16 protein-coding genes are annotated in these 22528 nt (G+C 71.7%); 4 read left to right on the top strand and 12 right to left on the bottom strand.

Annotation, left to right across the window (positions count from 1 at the left end; translation table 11 throughout):
- Positions 1-257: 257 nt before the first annotated feature.
- From E5671_RS34730 to E5671_RS34755, 6 genes are all read right to left on the bottom strand, one after another.
- The gene (locus E5671_RS34730; RefSeq protein ID WP_160507808.1) at positions 258-2204 is read right to left on the bottom strand and encodes a substrate-binding domain-containing protein; all 1947 of its coding nucleotides are present in this window, start codon (positions 2202-2204) and stop codon (positions 258-260) included.
- Positions 2194-3765: a sugar ABC transporter ATP-binding protein gene (locus E5671_RS34735; protein ID WP_336605927.1), complete on the bottom strand. Its 1572-nt coding sequence runs from the start codon at positions 3763-3765 to the stop codon at positions 2194-2196. Before E5671_RS34735 ends, E5671_RS34730 begins: the two co-directional genes overlap by 11 nt.
- Complete coding sequence (locus tag E5671_RS34740; protein ID WP_160507809.1) at positions 3762-4778, bottom strand: LacI family DNA-binding transcriptional regulator; 1017 nt, start codon at positions 4776-4778, stop codon at positions 3762-3764. Before E5671_RS34740 ends, E5671_RS34735 begins: the two co-directional genes overlap by 4 nt.
- 154 nt (positions 4779-4932) lie before the next feature.
- Entirely contained in the window at positions 4933-6207 is a 1275-nt protein-coding gene (locus E5671_RS34745; protein WP_160507810.1) for a DUF1266 domain-containing protein, read from the bottom strand.
- A gap of 91 nt (positions 6208-6298) precedes the next feature.
- Positions 6299-7591, bottom strand: coding sequence for a cytochrome P450 (locus tag E5671_RS34750; protein WP_160507811.1), 1293 nt, complete (start codon positions 7589-7591; stop codon positions 6299-6301).
- Positions 7588-8373, bottom strand: a complete 786-nt coding sequence (locus E5671_RS34755; RefSeq protein WP_336605928.1) for an alpha/beta fold hydrolase — start codon at positions 8371-8373, stop codon at positions 7588-7590. The genes E5671_RS34750 and E5671_RS34755 overlap by 4 nt, the downstream gene beginning before the upstream one ends.
- Positions 8374-8650: 277 nt before the next feature.
- On the opposite strand from E5671_RS34755, the gene E5671_RS34760 reads away from it, so the two are divergent.
- The 4 genes from E5671_RS34760 to E5671_RS34775 all read left to right on the top strand — a co-directional run bounded on the left by E5671_RS34760 (position 8651) and on the right by E5671_RS34775 (position 14017).
- The gene (locus E5671_RS34760) at positions 8651-10930 is read left to right on the top strand and encodes a GTPase-associated protein 1-related protein (protein WP_160507812.1); all 2280 of its coding nucleotides are present in this window, start codon (positions 8651-8653) and stop codon (positions 10928-10930) included.
- 176 nt (positions 10931-11106) lie between these two features.
- The gene (locus tag E5671_RS34765) at positions 11107-11766 is read left to right on the top strand and encodes a vWA domain-containing protein (RefSeq protein ID WP_160510596.1); all 660 of its coding nucleotides are present in this window, start codon (positions 11107-11109) and stop codon (positions 11764-11766) included.
- Entirely contained in the window at positions 11763-12674 is a 912-nt protein-coding gene (locus E5671_RS34770) for a protein phosphatase 2C domain-containing protein (protein WP_160507813.1), read from the top strand. The genes E5671_RS34765 and E5671_RS34770 overlap by 4 nt, the downstream gene beginning before the upstream one ends.
- The gene (locus tag E5671_RS34775; RefSeq protein ID WP_202121379.1) at positions 12668-14017 is read left to right on the top strand and encodes a serine/threonine protein kinase; all 1350 of its coding nucleotides are present in this window, start codon (positions 12668-12670) and stop codon (positions 14015-14017) included. Before E5671_RS34770 ends, E5671_RS34775 begins: the two co-directional genes overlap by 7 nt.
- A gap of 13 nt (positions 14018-14030) precedes the next feature.
- Here the strand turns inward: E5671_RS34775 and E5671_RS34780 are convergent, their stop codons facing one another.
- From E5671_RS34780 to E5671_RS34805, 6 genes are read right to left on the bottom strand one after another with little or no spacing between them, the layout of a single operon-like run.
- Positions 14031-16196, bottom strand: coding sequence for a hypothetical protein (locus tag E5671_RS34780; RefSeq protein WP_160507814.1), 2166 nt, complete (start codon positions 16194-16196; stop codon positions 14031-14033).
- Positions 16197-16199: 3 nt separating this feature from the next.
- Complete coding sequence (locus tag E5671_RS34785) at positions 16200-16679, bottom strand: hypothetical protein (RefSeq protein WP_336605929.1); 480 nt, start codon at positions 16677-16679, stop codon at positions 16200-16202.
- Complete coding sequence (locus E5671_RS34790) at positions 16676-18118, bottom strand: hypothetical protein (protein WP_160507815.1); 1443 nt, start codon at positions 18116-18118, stop codon at positions 16676-16678. Before E5671_RS34790 ends, E5671_RS34785 begins: the two co-directional genes overlap by 4 nt.
- On the bottom strand, positions 18115-19899 hold the full coding sequence (locus E5671_RS34795) for an Hsp70 family protein (protein ID WP_160507816.1): 1785 nt from the start codon (positions 19897-19899) through the stop codon (positions 18115-18117). Before E5671_RS34795 ends, E5671_RS34790 begins: the two co-directional genes overlap by 4 nt.
- Positions 19896-22037 carry an Hsp70 family protein gene (locus E5671_RS34800; RefSeq protein WP_160507817.1) on the bottom strand — a complete coding sequence of 714 codons (2142 nt, stop codon included), beginning with the start codon at positions 22035-22037 and terminating at the stop codon, positions 19896-19898. The genes E5671_RS34795 and E5671_RS34800 overlap by 4 nt, the downstream gene beginning before the upstream one ends.
- Complete coding sequence (locus tag E5671_RS34805) at positions 22034-22492, bottom strand: nucleotide exchange factor GrpE (RefSeq protein ID WP_160507818.1); 459 nt, start codon at positions 22490-22492, stop codon at positions 22034-22036. The genes E5671_RS34800 and E5671_RS34805 overlap by 4 nt, the downstream gene beginning before the upstream one ends.
- Positions 22493-22528: the final 36 nt, after the last annotated feature.

Consider the following 22528-nt stretch of genomic DNA (forward strand, 5'->3'; position numbering starts at 1 on the left):
GGCCGCAGCGGGGTGCGGTTGTGGTGTCTGGCATCAGGCGATCACCCCCGGCGCCCGAGCCGGTTGCCGTCGGCGGTCACGCCGGCCGTGGCGCGGTTGCGGTCGTGGTGTCCGGTACCCGACGCCCCGGGTGCCCAGCGAGTCGACGGGTTCCGTCGTCGGCGGGCACGGCGGCCCCGGCCACCGTAGCCCGGTGCCTGGGCCCGCCGACCGGCGGCCACGTGCAGCCACGTGCAGCCGTGCGCGGCCATGTGCCGTCAGGAGAAGTCGGCCACGTTCTTCTTCGTGACCACCTTCACCGGGACCTTCACCATGGTCTCGACCTCCTTGCCGCGCACCGCCTTCACCGCGTTCTGTACGGCGATCCTGCCCAGCTCCTTCGGCTGCTGCGCCACGGACGCGTACAGCGTGCCCGCCTCAACGGCCTTGAGTCCGTCGGGAGTTCCGTCGAAGCCGACCACCGAGACCGACTTGCCCGCCTTGTTGCCGAGTGCCTTGACGGCGCCGAGGGCCATCTCGTCGTTCTCGGCGAAGACGCCGTCGATGCCGGGGTTGGACTGGATCAGGTTCGTCATGACGTCCAGACCCTTGGTGCGGTCGAAGTCGGCGGGCTGGGAGGCGACGACCTTGATGCCGGGGTACTCCTTGATGCCCTCGGCGAAGCCCTTGCCGCGCTCACGGCTCGCCGACGTGCCCGCGACGCCCTGGAGCGTGACGATCTTTCCCTTGCCGCCCAGCTTCTCCGCGAGGGTCTTCGCGGCGAGCTTGCCGCCCGCGACGTTGTCGGAGGCGACGAGCGTCGCCGCCTTCGCCTTGTTCACGCCGCGGTCGGCGGCGATCACCGGAATGTCCGACTTGTTGGCGCCGCGCACCGCGGGGCCCACCGCGTCAGAGTCGACCGGGTTGACGATGATCGACTTCATGCCTTCGCCGGTGAAGTTCTGCAGCTGGTTGGTCTGCTGCGAGGCGTCGTTCTGCGCGTCCGTGACCGTGAGGTCGATGCCTGCCTTCTCCGCCTCCGCCTGCGCGCCCTCCTTCATCTGCACGAAGAAGGGGTTGTTGAGGGTGGAGAGCGACATGCCGATCTTCGTCGTCGTACCGGACGAACCGTTGTTGAAGAAGGAGACGGCGCCCACGACGGCCGCCACAAGCACGGCCGCGATCCCGAGCTTCAGGGCCTGGGGTCCCTTCTTGCCGCCCCCGGCTGCCGCGCCCGTCGAGGCTCCAGGAGTCGCCCCCGCCTTCCTGCGCAACGTATCGAGCAGGACCGCGAGCGCGATGACGACGCCGATCACGACCTGCTGCCAGAAGGCGGACACGGAGAGGAGGTTGAGGCCGTTGCGCAGGACCGCCAGGATCAGCGCGCCGATCAGGGTGCCGGACGCCTTGCCGACGCCGCCCGCAAGGCTCGCGCCGCCGATGACGACCGCGGCGATCGCGTCCAGCTCGTAACCCTGCGCGGCCTGCGGCTGCGCGGAGACCAGACGGGACGCGAGGACGATGCCCGCGACGGCGGCGAAGAGGCCGGACAGGCCGTAGATGACGAGCTTCTGCCGCTTCACGCGGAGCCCGGAGAGACGGGCCGCCTCTTCGTTGCCGCCGATCGCGTACATGGAGCGGCCGATGTACGTACGGCCCAGGATGAGCGCCGTGACCAGGCCCATCGCGATCATCACGATGACCGGGACCGGCAGCCAGCCGCCGATGGTGTCACCGAGGTTGGAGACCGAGTCGGGGAACGGGATCGGGCTGCCCTGCGAGATGACCAGGGAGAGACCGCGGGCCACCGACAGCATCGCCAACGTCGCAATGAACGGCGGGAGTTTGCCGTACGAGACGAGCAGGCCGTTCACGAAACCGCACGCTATGCCGGTGCCGACGGCAAAGATGATCGCGAGCCAGACCGGCATGCCTTCGGACGTCGCCGACCAGGCGAGGACCGTCGCGGAGAGCGCGGCCACCGAGCCGACCGACAGGTCGATGCCCGCCGAGACGATGACGAAGGTGACGCCGAACGCGAGGATCGCGGTGACCGCGGCCTGCACGCCCACGTTGAGCAGGTTCTGGGTGGTGAGGAAGTCCCCGGAGAGCAGCGACATCGCCACCAGGAGGACTACCAGGGCGCTCAGCGCGCCGTTGTCGAGCAGCACGCGGCGCAGACCGGTGGCGCCACCCGCGTTGCTCTTCAGCGTTTCAGTGGCCACGGGAGGCCTTCCCTTCGGTTGCTTCGTCTGTCTGAACTGCCGTACTGCTGACGGCAAGCGCCATCACCGCGTCCTGCGTCGCTTCGTCCGCCGCGAGCTCGCCCGCGATGCGGCCCTGGGCCATGACGAGCACGCGGTCGCTCATGCCGAGGACCTCGGGGAGATCGCTGGAGATCATCAGGACCGCGTGCCCGGAGGCCGTCAGTTCGTTGATGAGCTGGTAGATCTCGACCTTCGCGCCCACGTCGATGCCGCGCGTCGGCTCGTCGAGGATGAGGACCAAGGCGCCGGCGAGCAGCCACTTGCCGATGACGACCTTCTGCTGGTTGCCGCCGGACAGCGTGCGCACGTGCTGGCCGAGCCCGGCCATCCGCACGCCGAGCTGCTCGGCGATCCGGGCCGCCGCCACGCGCTGGCCCTTGAGGTCCACGAGCCCGGAGCGCGTCGCCGAACGCAGCGTCACCAGGCCGAGGTTCTCCTGCACGGAGGCGTCAAGGAGGAGCCCCTGGCCCTTGCGGTCCTCCGGTACGAGGCCGATGCCCGCGCCCATCGCGGCGATCACGTCATGCCGGGGAAGACGCTCGCCGCGTACGTCGACGGAGCCCGCGTCGTACGGATCGGCGCCGAAGACGGCGCGCGCCACCTCGGTCCTTCCCGCGCCGACGAGTCCCGCGAGGCCGACGACCTCACCGGCCCGCACCTCGAAGCTGACGTCGTGGAAGACGCCGTCGCGGGTGAGGCCCTTCACCGTGAGCAACTCGCCCCCGGCGTCGGGGCGTTCACGCGGATACTGCTGCTCGATGCTGCGGCCCACCATCAGCCGTACGAGCTCGTCCTCCGCCGTCGACGCGGGCACCTGGTCGACGCTGCGGCCGTCGCGCAGGACGGTCACACGGTCGCCGAGCGCCGCGATCTCCTCCAGGTGGTGGGTGATGAAGACGACGCCGACGCCGTCCGCCCGCAACTGCCGCACGATCGCGAAGAGTTTGTCGACCTCCTCGCTCGTCAGGACCGCCGTCGGCTCGTCCATGATCAGGACGCGGGCCTCCAGGCTGAGCGCCTTGGCGATCTCGACCATCTGGAGCCTGGCGATGCCCAGTTCGCGCACCTTGGCGCGCGGCGACACCTGGACGCCGACCCGCTTCAGGAGCTCCTCGGCCGCCGACTCCATCGCCTTTCGGTCGATCAACCCGAAGCGGCGCGGCTGGCGGCCCAGGAAGATGTTCTCGGCGACGGTGAGGTCGGGTACGAGGTTGAACTCCTGGTAGATCGTGGCGATGCCGAGCCGTTCGGCGTCCTGCGCCCCATGGATGCGGGCTTCCTTCCCGTCCACGAGGATGCGGCCGCTGTCGGGGCGGTAGGCGCCGGAGAGCATCTTGATGAGCGTGCTCTTGCCCGCGCCGTTCTCGCCGAGCAGGACATGCACTTCGCCGCGGCGGAGGTCGAAGTCGACCGAGTCGAGCGCGACGACACCGGGGAAGGTCTTGCGTATGCCTTCGATGCGCAGCAACTCGTCGGGCCCGCGGTCGGCGCCGCGCCGCAACTCGTCTGTGTCGCTCACGTGTTGCTCCTCTGGTCGGTGGGGGACTCGCCGCAGGAGCGGCGTACGACGAGACGGGCGGGCAGCGTGACGGACCGGGGGCTCCTGCCCTCGATCAGATCGACCAAGGCCTGCACCGCTGCCCGGCCCAGATCGCCGGTCGGCTGCGCGATGGCGGTGATCGGCGGATCGGTGTGCACGAACCACGGGATGTCGTCGAAGGCGGCGAGCGCGATGTCGTGCGGCACACGAAGGCCGCGTGCGCGGATCGCGTCGAGCGCGCCGAGCGCCATCAGGTTGTCCGCGGCGAAGATGACCTCGGGGGGCTCGGGCAGCGCGAGGAACCGCTCGGTGGCGCGGCGCCCGCTGTCGGCCTGGAAGTCGCCCTGCCCGATGTAGTCGCCGGGCAGCGGAAGTCCGTACGCGCCGAGTGCGTCCCGGAAGGCCTCGACGCGCTCGCTGCCGGTGGTGGTGGCCGCGGGCCCGGCGATGATCGCGAGCCTGCGGTGGCCGACGGCGTGCAGATGGGCCACCAGGTCACGGACGGCTTCGCGGCCGTCGGCGCGGACGACGGGGACGTCCACGCCCGGGATCCAGCGGTCCACGAACACCATCGGGGTGCTGGAGCGCGCGGTGTCGAGCATCAGCGGGGAGCCGCCGTCGGTGGGGGAGACCAAGAGCCCGTCGATCCGCCGGTCCAGGAGCGTGCGTACGTGGTGGTCCTGCAGCTCGGGCCGCTCGTCGGCGTTGCCGATGATCACGCTGTAGCCGAGCGCGCGGGCCGCCTCCTCGACGGAACGGGCCAGGGCGGTGAAGTACGGATTCAGTACGTCGCTGATGACCAGGCCGAGCGTGCGGGTCTGGTCGGTGCGCAGTGAGCGGGCGACGGCGTTCGGGCGGTAGCCGAGGCTCTCTATCGCGGCGAGGACGCGGGCGCGGGCCCCCGGGCTGACCGAGGGGTGACTGTTCAGGACGCGCGAGACCGTGGCGACGGATACGCCTGCCTCGGCCGCGACGTCCTTGATGCTCGCCATCGCCGGTCCACCTCCTTGTGGAATCGATTACACGGAGGATTGGAATCGATTACACGGGTGGGTGGCAAGACCCTGGCGGGTCAGCGAGACCGGATTGTGATGCGGGGCGCTCAGGTGAGCGGAGGGATGCGGGGGGCGCCGAGTGGCTGCCGGGCTACGCGAACGGCACCGCCAGCCACGGGCTGTCCGGATCCGAGACCAGCTCGCGGTGGGCCTGGAGCACCGTCGTGTACCAGTCGCCGAACTGCTCCTCGTCGAAGTGGAGGCAGCGGCCGAGGACGTAGCCCGCCGAGAACTCCTCCCACGAGGTGTACGCCGACCGGGCCGCGTGGCTCGCGCGCTCGACGGCCGCCTCCAGCTCCGCATGGGTCGCGTACCGGGCGCCGCGCCCCCAGCGGGCCATCTTCGACGCCCGCCCGATGTCCCACGCCGCGATGGTGCGGACGTGACCGTCGGGCGGCAGGAGGTCGTCGGCGCGGAAGCGCGCCTCGTAGCGGATGATCTTTCCGACGAGGCCGCGCAGCGCGGCGACGAAGTCGTCCAGGTCGGGGTCGTCGCCCGGCTTGTGCGGGGAATCGTGGCCGCCGGTCTCGGCCATGCGGTTGCGGATCGTCACCTCCACGCACTGGCGCCACAGCTCGGGGTCGACGCGCGGGCCGAACTGCTCGATCAGCGACGTGCGGGCGCCGAGGACGAAGTCCCAGTACCACGGGCTGACTTCACGGTTCAGTAGCCGCTCCTGCGTGTCGATCCAGTCCTCGCGGCCGTGCACGCCCCACCACTCCTCCAGACGCTCGACCTCGGAGTTGTAGCCAGCGCCGTGCCAGTCCAGGGTGTTCCAGGCGTCGCCGTTGGCGAAGCAGAGGTGGGCGCCGCAGGCCAGACCGTGCAGCAGGGTGGGGGACTCCGGTGCGCCGGTGCGGCGGGTGTCGATGCGGTCGTGCAGACGGCCGTCGACGTAGAGGTCCGCGTGCAGGTCCCCCCAGACGTCCCGTTCCTCATCGGTCGTCAGATAGAACTGCTGACAGGGTGTAGCCGCGTTGACCACCAATATGTCGATGTCGTCGGGCAGTTCGGCGGCGAGCGTGCCCAGCGTGACGAACTCGTACACGACCTCGGGGTGCGGGCGCGGGAGCAGTCCGGCGGTGTACATCTGCGCGATCCGGCGGCCGTCGGGGAGGTCCACGGTGAGGACCGGGCGCTCGGTCGCGCCCGGTTCGATATCGGCCGCCGACACCGGGCGGTACAGGCCGGTGACGGCTATCGCCCGCAGGTAGGTGTACCGGTCGTCGGCCTCGCACAGTTCGTACAGGTGCTCTTCGAGGTCGGCGGGGGCCTGCCAGCGGCTGCCGTCATCGGGGGCGTCGACGTTCGGGAAGATGTCGTCGTGGTAGTCGTCATCGGCTGCGGGGACGGCTGCGCCGTGCATGCGGGAGTCTCCGTGGTCGGTGGCGCGCGGGGCTCGCGCGCGGGCTCGCAGTAGATCTTGAACCGTATCCGATGGCCGCGGGGCCGCCGAGTTACTGTGCCTTCGGTACCTTTACCGGCACTGACTTCACCTTTACCGGCACCGACTTCAGCCCGTTGATGAAGTTGGAGACCAGGCGCCGGGGTGGCCCCGCGAGTTCAAGAGGCGCAGTCCCCGCGTCACGGAACTCCTCATACAGGACACGGAGTTGGAGGCGCGCGAAGTGAGCGCCCAGGCAGACGTGCGGGCCCTCGCCGAAGGAGACGTGGGGGTTGGGGGAGCGGGCCAGGTCCAGGCGGTGGGGGTCCGTGAAGACGCGTTCGTCGTGGTTGGCCGAGGCGTGGAAGACGACGACCTTGTCCCCGGCGCGGATGGTCCGGTTCGCCAGGATGGTGTCCTTGGTGGCCGTCCGGCGGAACGTGAGGACGGGAGGGTGATGGCGCAGCAGTTCGTCCACCGCCGTGGCAACGGGGACTTCGCCCTCGCGCAGGCGGCGGTACTCCTCCGGGTGCTCCATGAGGGCGAGGAGGCCCCCGGGCGCCGCACTGCGCACGGTGTCGTTGCCCGCGACGGTGAGCAGGAAGAAGAACATCTCCAGTTCAGGGGCGGTCAGTTCGGGGTCGTTCGCGAGGGTGGTCATGATGTCGTCGGCGGGTACGCGGCGCTTGTGCGCCGCGAGGTCCTGCGCGTAGCCGAACATGTCGCGCAGCATCGCCGGTGAGCGTGGGTTGAGCGGCTTGCCGTCCGGGCCGAGCGTCAACTCGCCCGCCTCGTCCGGGTCTTGGTAGCCGATCACGCGTTGCGTCCAGTGCAGGAGCAGGCCGCGGTCGCTCTCGGGCACGCCGAGGAGGTCGGCGAGATTGAGCAGGGCGTAGTCGTCGGTGACGGCGGTGACGAGATCGCAGGTGCCGTCGGAGTCACGGGCGCGGTCCGCCGCCGTCGAGAGCAGGGAGCGGGCCCGGTCGCGGGCAAGCGTCTCGAAGCGCTCAACACGCCTGGGGGTGAAGGCGCGGCTCACCAGGCGGCGCAGTCTCCCGTGCTCGGGAGGGTCCTGATTGAGAATCATGCGGCGGATGAACGGCAGGTCGTCCGGGTCGGGATCGCGGATCTGGGTGGCTCCCAGGTGCGAGGAGTAGGTGACGGAGTCCCTGAGGACGCGGACGACGTCGGCGTGCCGTGTCACCGCCCAGAAGCCGGGCCCCGCGGGCCAGTCGAGCACACGCGGCTCGCGCTGCCAGGAGACGGGGTGCCGGTCGCGGAGTACACGGTAGCGCTCGTGCGGGACCCCGGCCGCGTACTGCCGGGGGTCGAACACATCCGGTGCGGCGGTGGGTTCGACGCTCACGACGAGCCGTCGCCGCTCTCGCTGCCACCCTCGCCGTCACCCTCGTCGTCCTTGCGCAGGAAGTCCTCCACGGCGCGGATGAGAGCGAGCGGAGTCTCGTCCATCGCGTAGTGGCCCGCCTGGCTGAGTTCGGTGAGTTCGGCGCGCGCGTACCAGCGCAGCCAGGTCCGGCGCATCAGGTCCGCCCCCAGCGCGGGATCCAGCGCCCCGACCACCGCCAGCGCCGGCACGGTCGAGCCCTCTACCCGGTCGTGGAAGTCCTCGCCCGCCCAGGAGTCGAGCCAGGCACGGAATGCCTTCGCGTCGCTGACGTCGAGCGAGCGTTCCACCATGCGGTCGAGCCAGGCCGCGGGCCGTGCACCGCCGGTGGTGGCGTCGATGATCGCGCGGCGGTTCCCCGGCAGCCGGTCGGCCTCGGAGAACAGCTCCCACTGCTCCGGCGGCAGTTCGAGTCCGGAGGCGGGCACGGGCGAGACGCCGACCAGCCTGCGGACCCGGTGCGGTGCGATCGCCAGGACCCGCTGGGCGACGCAGCCGCCCATGGAGTGGCCGATCAGCGAGAAGCGGTCCCAGCCGAGGCGGTCCGCAAGGCCGACGACATCGGCGGCCCCCTCAGAGGTCGTGTATGCGCCTGCGGCGTCCTTCGCCTCCCCGTAGCCGCGCAGATCGACCACCGCGTACTGGAACGAGGCGAGGTCGAGGTCCGCGAGCACCGGCGCGTAGGCCGACCGGTCGGCGAACCACCCGTGCACGGCGATCACCTTGTGGGGGCCGTCGCCCACAAGGGCATGGGGGAGCTGGAAGGACGGGGAGGAAGTAGAGGGGGAGGAGGAAGAAGAGGAGGAAGAGGAGGCCACGTCGACTCCGATCGCCTTGAGGAAGGCATCTTGAGGAAGGGGCCGTTCGTGGCGGCCCGGGACCACGTTGGACCCAACCCTCCGGCGCCGCAAGGGTGCGCGGCGCCGCCGGGGAGCGGGCCGTGAGCCGAGTGATTCCCGAGGAAGGTGAAAACTTGGCGGACGGCCTGCGATCGAGGCGCGCGGGTGGTCACAATGTGGCATGGCCATCCGCCGACTCAGCTATCGGCTCGACGAGGAGCCGGTCACCGGAGCCGTCCGTCTGATCCCCGCACCGGCGGGACCGCAGGAGCAGGAGAAGGAACAGTCCCTGGAATCAGCTGAGGTGGCCGAGTACGTGCTCGCCGTCGGTCACCGTAGAGGACTCAGCCGCAGCAGGCTCCCCGGAGGCGGCGCCCTCCTCTGCGCCACCGTCGGTGCGGAACAGCAGGTCGACGCCGTGCATGTGGACTCGCTCGATGAACTCCCGGCGTCCACACTGGACTTGGTGACGGAGCGGCTCGTCGACTTCGCCCGCGAGAACGCGTCCCGCGTCGAACCCTTCCTCGCCGACGTGCGCCGGCTGTTCGACGAGCGGGCCGGGCGGCAGATCGTCGTCGCCGAACACGATCCGCGGACCGTGGCCCACTGGGTGGCTCTCGCCTGTGCCTCGCTGCCCAGGCCGTACGCCGCCTCGCTGACGTTCAGTACGTGGACGGCGGAGCCTCGGCGCGCGCCGCAGCAGATCCTCGGCATCGGCCCTGACGCCGACTTCGACCGCTTCGACGGTCCGACGCTCGACCACATCTACCGCGTGCACGACGGCATCGGCGGCCAGGGCAGTACGCCGGTCCCCGACACCTGGGCCGAGGTGACCGCCCGGCAGTGGATCGAGGGGACACCGCCCGAGCCGGGCGCCGACGACGATCCGTTCGCACTGGCCCGACCCACCCTCGACGTACGGCAGTTGGTCGCGATGTCCGGCGACGCCCGCCGTGACGTCGTCCGCGCCCACGCCGCTTCTGTGGCCGAGCAGAGCGCGGGCAGCCCCGTCATCGACGAGCTGTACACGCTGTGCCAGGAGCTCGGCGCCGAGGACCGTGCCGCGGCCGAACCCCTCGCCCTCGCCCTGGTCCGACACTACATGTCCGTGGCCGAGGCCCAGGGCACGCTGCCCGACCTCGCCGCCTGTGAACGGCTGCCGCTGAGCACAGAGGCCCGGATGCGGCTGCGCGGAGAGTTCGGCGGGCGCGCGGACGACGAGCTGCGCCGCAGGCTGCGCGCGCCCATGGAGACCTGGACCGAGCCGCTGCGGCTCGCGCTGGCCATGGGCGCGGACGCGGGGCGCGGGCTCGACGAGGCCATGCAGCGGCTCGCCAGGGCTCTGCTCAACCCCGGGCGGCGGGAGTGCGCCGAAGCCGTCGAGGTCCTTCAGGCCCTTGGCCACACCGGTCTGAACCGGCGGGTCCTGAAGCTGCTCGCCCTGCACCTCACGGACCACAAACTGGACCGGCTGCGCGACTTCGCCAACGCCCCGCAGGGGGAGTGGCTGCTGAGGAACATCGATGACGCGCCCCTCGCCGTCCGCCTCGCCGAAGCGGCCGCGCGCTGGAGGAGGGAGCCCGGCGGCCCGCGCGGCGCCGAGCTCTTCGGCGCGCTGACCAAGCTGCTGCCGGGGCGGCGGGTGAACGACGTCGAGACGCTGAAGCTGCTGTGGCGCCTTGTGTGGGGCGGCCGGCAGCCCGACCGCGTCGACGTGATGAGGCTCGCCCGGACCTGTACGGCGCGTCTGATCATCGACGCGGGCTTCGGTATCCGTCTTGTGGGCTTGCTCAAGGAGCCGGAACGGGTCGACGCCGAGCTGGTGGACCTGGCCAGGGCGCTCCTGTCCGTGTCCCTCGGACCGCGTGAGCGTGCCACCGCGGAACTCCTCGTACTGGCCAAGGACTTCGCCGACGGCAAGGTTCCCGTGGGCCGCGCCGTCGACGGGCTCGGCGTCACCCTGCGGCAGGCGTCGCCCGTCCATGTCGTCCTGCGCAGGGGAGTGGACGAGCTGATCGCCCGAGGCATCGCCGAGGTGGATCCGGTCGACCTGTGCCGCTCGCGGGGCCTGAGGTTCCTGATGGCGGCGGAGGGCGACGTGCTGCGGCCGTACCGCGCGTACCTCCTCGACGACAGCGCACGCGAGCGTCGGATCCACGCACTGCCGCACCAGCCCGCACACATCGCCGCGCTCTACCACGCGTGGCGCCCCCGGCACGGGCGCGGGGTGACGGTGGAGTGGCAGCGGGTCGCCGACGAACTGCTCGCGCGGATTCTGGCGCCCGTGCTCCCCGCGCTCGACGACTGGACGCTGAGTCAGGTCGCCACGGAGCTGGCCCGCCTCGCGCAGGGGCGTGGGCAGCAGCGCGTACAGGAATGGAACGCGTGGCGCAGCCGGCAGGCACAGGTGCGGGCGCAGACACAAGGCCCGCCGAGGCCGCTAGGGCCACCAGGACCGTAAGGCCCGACGGGACCGTAAGGCCCGCGGGGACCGCAACGCCCGACGGGACCGCAAGGACCAATCTCTTGACCCCAGCTCCACAGACGACGCGCGAGAGGACCAGCGTGAGGAAGACCAGCGACACCAGTGTGACCGTCGAGGCCCAAGGCGCCGCCGACAACTTCCCCGGCGGAAGCATGGCCAACCGCCCCGTCCACTTCATCTGGATGCTCGACTGCTCGGGCTCCATGGGCGTGAACGGCAAGATCGGCGAGCTGAACTTCGCCATCCGTGAGGCCATCCCCGAGATGCAGCAGGCCGCCGAGTCCAACCCGGCCGCCTCGCTGCTCGTGCGCGCCATCTCCTTTGCCAGCGGCGCGAGTTGGCACGTGGGTGAGCCGACCCCGGTGGACCGGTTCGCCTGGGAGGACGTGCACACGTACGGCGGTACCGACATGGGCGCGGCGTTCAAGCTCGCGGCGGGCGCGCTGCAGACCCCGCCGATGCCGCAGCGCGCGCTGCCCCCGGTCCTCGCCCTCGCCTCCGACGGGCAGCCCACCGACGACTGGCGCGCGGGCCTGCGGGAGATCGACGCGACGCCGTGGGGCAAGCGTGCCGTGCGGGTCGCGGTGGCCATCGGGGACGACGCGGACAAGAGCATGCTCAAGGAGTTCCTCGGCAACCCGGAGCTCGAGCCCCTGCAGGCCAAGAACCCCCGCCAGCTCGCCGCGGCCATCCGCTGGATGTCGACAGCCGTCGTCAAGGACGCGTCGACGCCGAAGGTCGAGGACGCCAAGCCCGCGTCCCCGCTCGGCCCCGCGCCGCTGACCAAGGGCGACGAAGACGACATCTGGTGAGCGGGCCCTCGACGCCGGCAAGCACCCAGCAGGAGACCGCCAGTTGGGCCCTGCTCAGCGCCACGGTCAAGGGAGTCGGCAAGAAGTACAGCCAGGACAGCTGCGGCGCCCTGTCCGTGGCGCAGGGGCGTGCCGCGGTGCTCACCGTCGCCGACGGCCACGGCTCCGCCGCCCACTTCCGCAGCGACTTCGGCTCCTGGTGGGCTGTCGAGGAGTTCACCGCGTGCGCGGTGGGCTTCGCCCGGGAGGCCGTGCGGGTGGGCGCCGACGCGACGGGCTGGAACGCCCTGCGCGCCGAGGCCCGCAGGCTGCCGCAGCAGGTGGCGCACCGCTGGCGCGAGCGCGCGCTCCTGCACGACTGCAACTCCCCGGCGCACGGCGGACGCCGCCTGTCGGCTCCGGCCGATGACGAGCCCGACCTCGCCGTGTACGGGAGCACCCTCATAGGCGCCGTAGTCACTCAAAGCATGCTGTTCTGCTGGCAGTTGGGCGACGGGGACATCGTCCTCGTCGACGCGGACGGCACCCCGCACACACCGCTCTCGACGGGACCCGACATGGGGGACGAGACGGACTCGCTGTGCGAGCCCGAGCCCTGGCGCAAGATGCGGTCGCACTGGCAGCCCTTCACCGGGGGCGCGCCGCCGGTCGTGCTCCTCTCCACCGACGGCCTCTCCAAGAGCTTCGCCGACCACCAGGGATTCCTGGACTTCGCCACCGGCGTCACCGAACGCGCCGCGGCGCAGGGCGTGCCCGCCGTGCAGGCGCAGCTCGCGGACTGGCTGGAGCGGGCCGCCAAGTACTCCGGTGACGACACCACGTTCGTGGGCGCCTTCGCGGCCACCACGGGAGCCGCTGAGACCGAAAGCTCAGCCGAACAGGAAGCCGAGAGAGGAACCGCATGGTGAACGGCATGCTCGCCGCCGGAAAGACCCTGGTGGCCGAGTCGGGGGACAAGGTCAAGGTCGCCGAACTCTTCGGCTCCGGCGGCCAGGGAGAGGTCTATCGCGTCACGACGCCACAGGGCGATCGCGCGCTGAAGTGGTACTACCCGCAGCTGGCCGACGCCCGCCAGCGGCAGATCCTCGAAGGGCTCATCGCGCGCGGCTGGAGCGACGACCGCTTCCTGTGGCCCACGGCGATCGTCCTCGACCCGGAGGGCAGCCAACCGGGCTTCGGCTATCTCATGGACGTACGCCCAGCGCGCTTCCAGGACCTGCCCGCGCTGTTCCGCCGCGACCCCTCGGTGTCCGCGGCGACGATGCGCACGCTGGTCACCGTGGCGCTGCACACCGTCGAGGCGTACCGCTCGCTGCACTCCAGAGGCATCGCCTACCGCGACATCAACTGGGGCAACATCTTCTTCGATCCGCACACCGGGGACGTCCTGGTGTGCGACAACGACAACGCGGTGGTGGAGGGCGAGTCCGCCGCGGTCGCCGGGACGATGGACTTCATGGCGCCCGAGCTGGTCCGCCGCGACAAGGGGGCGCAGCCCGGCACCCAGACCGACCTGCACTCGCTCGCCGTCCTGCTCTTCCTGCTCCTCATGAACGACCACCCGTTCAACGGCGCGCAGGCCCTGCAGATCCGCTGCATGGACGAGGCCGCCAAACGGCGCCTCTACGGCACCGATCCCGTCTTCATCTACGACCCGTCCGACGCCCGCAACCGACCCGTGCCCGGCGAGCAGCCGACCGTGGTCGCCACCTGGGGCGCCCTTCCGCCGATCCTGCGGGACCTGTTCATCCGTACCTTCACGGAGGGGGTACGGACACCGGTCAAGCGGGTCCGCGAGTCGCAGTGGTGCGACGCCCTGAGCCAAGTCCTCGACGCCATCACCCAGTGCGGCTCCTGCGGCAAGCAGAACCTCACGCAGCCGGACGGCGCGGCCCCCGACTGCTGGAAATGCGGTCGTACGCTGGTGCTGCCGCCGCGGCTCGAACTGGTCACCGGTACGGGGACATCGCGCACCCGGCGCGGCATCAGGCTCGCCCCGAGCGCGCGCGTCTACGCCCATCACCTGGTCGAGTACCCCGACCGGCACGACTTCCGGGCCGTCGTGGGCGAGGTGACCGCACACCCGCAGAACCCGGGCAGGTTCGGCCTCACCAACCACACCAAGGACGTGTGGACCGCGCGGAAGGACGACGGGACCGTACGGGACGTGGAGCCGGGCCGCACGATCGCACTGCGGGCGGGACTGCTCCTGGAGTTCGGGGGCGGGGCGGAGGCGGAGGTTCGGGGCTAGCGGAGGTCCGGGCCTAGGCGCTGTGAGAGGGCGCGGGTGTCTGCTTCGTACGCCATCGCCGCCACCACGTCCGCCACCAGGGGGCGGGAGTCGGCGGTACCGGTGGTGGCGCGGCGGGCAGCACGGCTCGTGCGGACGGCGCGCCGATGGCCACGGCATCCGGCCTCGGCAGCGCGGTCACGGTGAACCGGCACTCCGCCGGGGAGACCTGGAGCGCCACGGGCCGCCCCGAGACGTGCTGGCTGCGGGCCACGCGCCGCTCACCGCCGCGTTCGCCGTCCTCCCAGGAGATGAGCGTGAGGACGGCGGGCTCGGGCCACTCGAACCGCAGCTCGGCGCGGTCGGCGGCCACCCGCCGCACCTCAAGGTCCCGTACCTCCCCCTGGTGTTCGACGACCACGTTCGGGCCGGAGACCGCGCGGTCGCCGAGCACGCTCACGGCCGTCATCCGCAGCCGTTCACGGGGCGGCGGCAGCACGTCGACGGAGGTCGGCGGCGGTCCGTCGGGCGGAGTGAGGCGGCCCACGTGCTCGGACACGTCCGCGCCCGGCGGCACATGGTGCGCGAACCACGGCACCAGATGGGCATCGCCGCGTGCGGGCGGACGCCACGCGACGCGTACGCGGCCGTCATCGAGGCGCCGCACGGAGAGCTCCTCCACCGGCGACGGCCAGCGTTCGACGCGGGCGGTGACGGTGCGCCCCGGTGACCGGACGAGCCGGCCGCCGGGACCGGGGTAGGCGCACCGGACCTCGTAGACGTAAAGCCCCACGGCGAGTGGTGTGTCCAGGAGCCGGTCGTGCTCGCAGAACACCCGCTGCCCCGGGCCGCTTTCGCCCTCGGCCCTGCGTACGACACTGACCTCCAGGGCCGAGGGCTCCGGCCGCCACCGCAGCCGCACGCCGTCCGGCACCGCTTCGGCGCGCAGCTCCGAGACGTCCGGGGTGAGCAGCACCTGTGCGGTGACGCGCGGTACCCCGGCGATGCGGCCCCGGCGCATCGGGAACACGGCGTAACGCAGCGGGCGCCCGGTGGGGGGATCGAGGTCGGCCCTCGCGAGGGCGGTGTCGTCCGCCGACACCTCGACGGCGAGCTCGGGAGCGTCGTCGGGGTACCGGAGCACGCGGTACGACACCGGGTTCGTGCCAGTGCCCGTGCCAGTATCAGTGCCTGTGCCTGCGCCTGTGCCCGTGTCCCGGTCGTGGTGGCTCGGGGCGTGCCAGGACAGTCGTACGGTCCGTTCCCCGACGGAGGCCGTCACCTCCGACTCGCTCGCGGCGGAGGGAGCGTCGGCCAGGAGCGCGGCGACGCGCAGGAGACCGGCCTGCGCGTCCACGTCGTCGCGGGCCTGCCGCAGGGCGCCGAGCCAGGCGCCGGCCGCGCCACGGAGGTCGCCCTTGGACTTCAACTCCTCTGCTGTGTCGATAAGTTGACGCACGGCTGCGGACCGGGCCCGGAGCGTGTCGAGCAGCGCGGCCAGTACGTGATCCGTGGGCGCAGGGGCGATCAGCTGCGCGAGCCGTTCCGCCTCGCGCAGCCGGGTGCCCGGCCAGATGTTGTTGAGGGTCTCGGCGGCGTGCCGGGCGTCACCGGCCGCGGGGAAACGGACGGCGGCGACGGCGTCCACGAGCGGCCCCGCCTCGCCGCGGTGCACGCCGAGGGCGACGGCGTGCGCGGCGGCGGGTGGTGTGCGGGCGGCCCCGGGCTTCCGTTCCGCGGTGCCGTCGCTCAGCCGGCAGCACAGTTCCCACAGGACGATGCGGCGCAGGCCCATCGGGTCGTCGCGTACGACGGTCTCCAGGATGTCCACGACGGCGGCCACGTCCAGGGCGCGCGGGTAGGCCGACGCGATCCACTGGGCACGGCACTTCTGGACGTACGCCAGATCGGCGCGCTGCCACAGGCCGCCGCGGGCGGGGAACCACAGGCCGTCGAGGATGCGGAAGCCGTCGTCGGTCTCGGCCTTCGGCAGCGTGCCGAACAGCGCCTGAGTCGACTGCCCCGAAGCGTGCGCGGGCGCGGGGGCGCGGAGGGCGTCGGCCGCGTGGCGGAAGCCCAGTTTCCTGATGGTCGCGTGCAGTTGGGCGTAGCCGCGCATCGCGGGGAAGGCGGGCAGGCTCGGCAAGGGGAGCCCGGAGACGTCGTCCGGCGGGCGCTCGCCGGGGTGCCAGTTCGTCATGGGTCAGCCGCCCGGCGTCGTGTAGAAGTACACCCTGACCTTCGCCGTCGACACGGGGTCGCCCAGGTTGTGGAAGTCGTCCGTAGCCGTCTTCTTGGTGAACATGTCCGGACGGCCCTTGCCGAGCAGCGAGTTGACGCGGTGCGCGTACGCCTCGCCGTTCCTGGAACCGCCGAAGGTCAGCACCAGCGCCGCCTCACGGCCCGCCCACTTTCCGGTGTTCTTGTGGATCTGCGTGGCGAGTTCGCCCTTGTCCGTGCCCTTGACCCGGAACTCCTCCGGCCGCAGTTCCACCGAGCGGGGGCCCGTGGGGGGTTTGGAGGGCGGCGGCTTCGATTCCCTCTTGGACGCCTTGGGGCGGTCGGCCAGGGGGTCGGGGCGGTCGGCCATCGACACCAGGGCCAGGACGAGGAGCAGATCGGCGAAGAGCCACCCCGCGAGGACGACCACGCTGATGCGCCCCCGGCGCCGCGTTCGGCTCACGCGTCGCCCCCGCCGGGCGGCCGGTGCGGGGGCCGTGGCGGCGCGTCGACCGGTTCCGCCGGGGAGGGGATGTGACGTCCGCGGGCGTGCAGGGCACGGGTCTCCTCACTCCGGAGAATGTCATCGCTCCGGAGGGTCTCCTCGCTCCGGAGGGTGTCATCGGAATCCTCGGCGTCGTCGACGGCCTGCCCGTTCGAGCCGCCGCCCCACGCATGTCCGTTCCCCGCGGCTCCGGCCGAAGCGGGCACGGTCTCCGTCCCCAGCAGGGTCGAAGCGACCACGGCCGGTGCACCATGCAGGCCAGACGCCCCGGCGAGCGCCCCGATCCGAGCGTCGAGCCGCGCCGCCGCGTCCTGCCAGTGCGCCGCCGCCGCGTCCCACCGCTCCGTCGCCTCGCGCATCCCGTCCACCGCGTCGCCCGTACGCCCCGTGCTCGCGACCAGCGCCTGCGAGGCCCGGTCGGTGGCCTCGGCCACCGACTCCGACTTGGTGACCAGCGACTGCTGGGCGGCGATCAGGGACTTCAGGGACGCCTCGACCGTGTCGCCCGCCGCCTTGACGCGGTCGGCGATGCCGCGCGCCGCGTCCGCGCCTGCCACGCTCGCCTTGTCCGCCGCCGTACGGCCGTCGCGCAGGGTCTGCTCTATGCGGGAGGCCGCGACGCCCAGCTTCGGCACTTCGACGGTGAGCGCGTCCGCCGAGGCCTTCAGCGCGTCGATGGATGTGCTCACCGCCGTCGTCGTGTCGGTCAGCGCCTTGTGGCTCGTCGCCGCCTTCGACGCGAGCTGCCGCATCTGGGTGGCCGCCTTGGTGAGCTCGGAGGCGAACTGCTGGGGTGAGGCGCTCCGGTGCGGGACGAGCACCATCTGCGTACGCGTGAGGACGGAAGCGAGTTCGGCGAGGAGGCGTTCACGCTCGCTCTGCTGCTCCGCCTCCTCCCGCTCCGTACGCGCCCGCACCCGCGCGTGCCACACGGAGAGCAGGACGAGGAGAGCGATCAGGAGCACCGCCATCAGCGCGACGTTCTCGAAACGGCCCAGAGTCGACAGATGCCCGCCGAAGCCGGACTGCCACAGCTGGAGGAAGGGCCGCGTCGACTCCTTGGGGTCCTCCTTGCTCAGCTCCCCATACGCCCGCACCGCCTCCCGCAGTCCGAACCATGTCACCAGGAGCGGGATGAAGACGAGGATGCCGAGCGCAGCTTCGAGGCGGCCGTCGTGCCGCCCCGCCTGCCCTGCGGGCGGCGTCAGGATGCTCTCGGGGCGTACGTAGGCGTCCACGAGGTCCACCTCGGCCCATCGGTCGAGCTGGTGCGCGGGCCTCAAGTCCTTGGCGAGCACGGTCAGTTCGGCCGAACGCGGTGCGAGCGCCGGATGGGCTGCCAGACGCTGCAACTCGTCGATGAGTTTCTGCTTGTCCAGCAGTTCTGCGGGCGTCAAACGCTTCCCCCTGTTCTCGGGCCTCGCCGGTTGTGCCCGTCGCGGTTCAACCGCCGCAACAGGGCCTCGGCATCGGCGTGTTCAGGATTCCATGTGAGGCACTTCCCCAGGGCCTCAATCGCCTCATCGCGTCCCCCGAGACGCTGTACTTCCACCGCGTGCCGGTAGGTGCGCTCCGCGAGCAGTCCGCGTACGCGTTCGCTGGTCGGGTCATGGCCGTACGCGCACCGCAGCCACCGCTCGGCGTCGGGGAAGTGGCGGGGTGACGTGTCGGCCATCGCGGCCGCGCAGTGCACGTCGATCATCGCGTCGAGCACGTCGGCCCCGGCGGGTCTGGTGGCCGCCCCCATCCATGCCGCGTGCGAGGCCTGTACGGCGTCCTCGTAGCGACCGAGTTCCAACAGGTTCTCGGCGCGGGCTAGTTGACGCAGAGCGATCCGGTCGGCCGGAGGTGGCGTCTGTGTGTCGGGGGCGGCCGGCGGCGGCATCGACGTCAGTTCGTCGAGCAACGCCCCCGCCTCCGCGACGATCTCCCGCAGGAGTGTCACCGCCTCCTGTGCGCGCCCCTGCCCCGCGAGTAGCCGCGCCTGTTCGACATCCCTGCGCGGCGAGGCCTCCCACGCCTGCTCCGCGCCCCCGACCAGCGTGGCCGTCAGAGCGGGCGCGTCCGACAGCGTGTCCTCGGCCGGGTCGGCGGGCTGCAGCGGGCCCTCCTCCAGCGCGGCGGACCCGCCTGCCCCGCCCGCGAGCCGCACCGCGTGCTTCAGCGCCCCCAGGGCGAGCAGCTCGGGCGGTGCCTGCACCCGGTGCCCGCCGAGCTCGGCCACCCCCGAACCGATCTGTTCCATCAGAGTGTTGCCACCCGTCAGGAGCAGCGTGTCGACGTCCGCGGGCGTCATCCCCGACTGGTCGAGCAGCGACCGCGCACGGTCGACCGTGCGCCGCACATGCAGGGCTAGGTAGGCGTCCAGATGGGGCCGGGTGATCCGCACATCCAGCGGCGGCCCCGTCCCCACGTCCAGGGACAGCTCGGCGGCACCCGCGCTCCCCGGCGTGCTCAGCGCCTCCCGAGCCTCCTGCGCCCGCGCCCGCAGCGCGAGCCACACCTCGGGGTCCACCCCCGACACCGACCCGGGGCCGCGGTGCCTGCGAAGCAGCCGTACCGCCGACGAGAGGACCTCCCCGTCGAAGGCGCGCCCGCCCGAGGTGGCCGCGCCCTCGTGGCCGAGCGCGCGGTAGTGCCCCCGTACACCGCGGACCAGGCCGAGTTCGAACCCCTCGTACCCCATCCCGTACACGAGGAAGGTGCCGCTGTCCCGCTCCGAAGCGTGTCCGACGACGGCGGCCATCGCGTCGCTGATGAGCCGCGTGGGCGCGAGCCCCGCCTCCTGCGCCGCGTCCCGCAGCGCCGCACGCTGCGCCGACCGGTAGGCCGCGGGCACACTGATCACGGTCTGCGCGAGCGTCCCCGACGTCTCCGCCTCAAGGCGCTCCCGCAGCAGCCGCAGCATCCGCACCACCAGGCGCTCCGGCTCGAACGGCGCCCCCTGCGCCCGGACGGGCCGCCCGCCGCCGACCCGGCTCTTGAGGCTGGGGAAGGAGACGGGAAGCACCCCCGCGGGGGCGGGCTCGCACAGCAGCCACGGCCAGTCCGACCGGTCGACGACCGCCGCGTCGAGCCGGCGCGCGGGCTGCCCCGGCAGCGCGAACAGCGCGCGCAGGCCCGTGCCGCCGAAGTCGAGCCCGAGGCACACAGGGGCGCGCCCCACCGCTGAAGTCATCCGTCGACCGTGTCTTCCCCGACCTGGAGGATGCCGCCGTAGTCGGGCCGGTCGGGCAGCGACCGCACCCGGCGCTCCGACTGGGCCACCGCCACCAGACTGCGGAGGTTGCGGGCCTGCTGCGCGGTCTGCACCCGATTGCCCTGCCGGTGGGCCTGCTTGACGAAGTCGACCGCCTCGTTGATCTGCCGCACCGTGTCCGGCGGCGCGCCTTCCGACGCCAGCTCGGCCTGCCGGAACTGGCTGGCAAGCCCGCACTGGTGGAACACGTCGTCGAGGAGCAGCTCGGTGAGGCGCTTGTACTCGCCGCTGTCGCCCATCGCCGCCGCCCGCTGGGCCTGCTCGATGTCACGGCGCACCTTCATCGCCTGCACCGGCTCGATGTACGTGCCGTACCGCTTCAGGAAGTGGTCGGCCTCCCGCTCGGCGTACCCCAGCTCCTCGCGCAGCACATGGCTGTCGACCTCCGCGCCCGTCTCCGGCGGCGGGGTCCTCGGCCGCTCGCGGTTCGGGGTCGCCTCAAGCGTCATGTCAGTGCCGCGCACACTGATGCGTACGGTGATGATGCGATCGGCGGAGTAGTTGAACGACACGTCCACGTGCCGGTTGATCTCGATCTCCTGCGGCAGGTCGAACTCGACGACACCCTGCTCGTGGTTCTCGCTCGCCACCTGGCTGTCGCCCTCGTAGACCGGGACGCGGATGCGGCGGCTGTCGGTCGCGTGGAAGGTCCGCTGCCGCGGCTCGGGCAGCGGGTAGGGCGAACCGGCCGGGATGATCTCGACGAACACATCGCGCTGGGAGCCTTTGACCGCGGCGATCCCCATGGCCATGGGCGTCGACTCGTACAGCCCCGTCGAGCCGACAGGACGGGCGTTGACCAGGCTCTCCGCGCAGTCCTCGCAGACCTGCGCGGAGTCGTCGTTGACCTTCGCGCACTGCGGATCGGGGCACTCCACGCCGTCCAGGGTCTCGGCGAGTACGCCCGCGCCGAAGGCGACGCACTCCATGGGGTTGATGTTCCTGCGGACCTTGTCCTTGCCGAAGAACGCCTCGACCGCCTCGTACACGGGCCGGGTGAGCGTGCCGCCGCCCACCAGGAGGACGTCGGAGATGTCCGTGGGCGCCAGTTCGTAGCGGCCGAGGGTCTCCGTCACCAGGTCCATCGTCCGGGACACCAGCGGAGCGATCATCGCGTTGAACTCGCCCTGGGAGAGCGTCATCTCGACGTCGAGCACGCCCTTCTGGCTCCGGTAGGCCGCCGGGATCACGATGTACGTCTCGTCGAGGTCGTTCAGCTCACGCTTGGCGCGCTCGGCGGCCTTCTTCGCCTGGAAGAGGAACGCCTTGTCGCCCGACGGGTCGACCTGGTGCTCGTCCCGCATCCACTGGATGATCCGCTCGACGATGGCGAGGTCGAAGTCGTCGCCGCCGAGCCAGATGTCGCCCGCCGAACGCAGCACCTGGAACTGGCTGTTGCCCTCCCGGTCCTTGACCGCGTTCAGGACCGAGATGTCGAAGGTGCCGCCCCCGAGGTCATAGACCAGGACCCGGCTGCGTTCGCCGCCCGGCTTGTGCAGGCCGAAGGCGACCGCGGCGGCCGTGGGCTCGTCCACGATCTTCTTCACCACCAGGCCCGCCCGCTCGGCCGCCTCACGGGTCGCGGCGCGCTGTGCGTCACGGAAGTACGCGGGCACGGTGATCACGGCGTGCGTCACCTGCTCGCCCAGGGTCCGGGTCGCGTCCTGGACGAGCTTCTCCAGGATCATCCGCGAGACATCGGCCGGCGTCAGCGTCTTGTCGCCGAGCACCACGTGGGCGCGCGGGTCGTCGTCGGGCCCCGCGACGATCTCGTAACTCAGCCTGCCGCGCGCCTCGGCCACCGACGTGTCCGCGAAGTCCCGGCCCATCAGGCGCTTCACGGACACCACCGTGTCCTTCGGCTGCCTGATCGCCCAGTTCAGCGCGTCCTCGCCGACCAGCGGCTGGTGTGGGCGGTCCTGCCGGGCCAGGCCCACCACGGACGGGGTGAGCCGCTCGCCCTTGCTGTTGGTGAGCACCGCGATGTCCGCGCGGTGCGGATCGTGGGCGGCGACCGCGCTGTTCGTGGTGCCGAGATCGATGCCGATGGCCTTCATGAACGCTCCGTTCCCTGCTCGGGGCCGCCCGTCACGGCGACGACCACCCGGGCGGCGCGCAGGACGCGCCCCCGGTATCGATATCCGCGCTGCAGAATCTCCAGGACCTCGTCGTCGGCGGCACCGGGCGGTGCGGCGCGGACCTCGGCGACGTGGTGGGTCGCGGGATCGGCGCGCTCACCGACCCGGCCCACGGGCTCAACTCCCTGTCCCATCATGGCCGTTTCCAGCTGACGGGAGATCAGTTCGAGGCTTCTTCGGTACGAATCCGGGGTGGCCGTCTTGCCCTCGGCGAGCAGCCGGTCGAAGGAGTCCAGGGCGTCGGCGAGCACGAGAAGGAGCTGTTCGGTCAGCGCGCGGTGGGCGGCGTCCCGCGCGGCGAGGGCCAGGGAGTTCTCATAGGCGAGGCGGGCTGCGGTGGCCGTCGTCGCGGGGGACGGGTCCTGCGTACTCATCGAAGGGGGGCTCCTCGGATGTCTGGGGTGGGACGG

The organism is Streptomyces sp. BA2 (assembly GCF_009769735.1).
GTDB lineage: Bacteria > Actinomycetota > Actinomycetes > Streptomycetales > Streptomycetaceae > Streptomyces.

Bases quoted from the DNA above. Each gene is read 5' to 3' on its own strand.
- E5671_RS34765 (WP_160510596.1), top strand. From the start codon at position 11,107: ATGGCCAACCGCCCCGTCCACTTCATCTGGATGCTCGACTGCTCGGGC.
- E5671_RS34805 (WP_160507818.1), bottom strand. From the start codon at position 22,492: ATGAGTACGCAGGACCCGTCCCCCGCGACGACGGCCACCGCAGCCCGC.
- E5671_RS34800 (WP_160507817.1), bottom strand. From the start codon at position 22,037: ATGAAGGCCATCGGCATCGATCTCGGCACCACGAACAGCGCGGTCGCC.
- E5671_RS34780 (WP_160507814.1), bottom strand. From the start codon at position 16,196: ATGACGAACTGGCACCCCGGCGAGCGCCCGCCGGACGACGTCTCCGGG.
- E5671_RS34745 (WP_160507810.1), bottom strand. From the start codon at position 6,207: ATGCACGGCGCAGCCGTCCCCGCAGCCGATGACGACTACCACGACGAC.
- E5671_RS34740 (WP_160507809.1), bottom strand. From the start codon at position 4,778: ATGGCGAGCATCAAGGACGTCGCGGCCGAGGCAGGCGTATCCGTCGCC.
- E5671_RS34760 (WP_160507812.1), top strand. From the start codon at position 8,651: ATGGCCATCCGCCGACTCAGCTATCGGCTCGACGAGGAGCCGGTCACC.
- E5671_RS34775 (WP_202121379.1), top strand. From the start codon at position 12,668: ATGGTGAACGGCATGCTCGCCGCCGGAAAGACCCTGGTGGCCGAGTCG.
- E5671_RS34795 (WP_160507816.1), bottom strand. From the start codon at position 19,899: ATGACTTCAGCGGTGGGGCGCGCCCCTGTGTGCCTCGGGCTCGACTTC.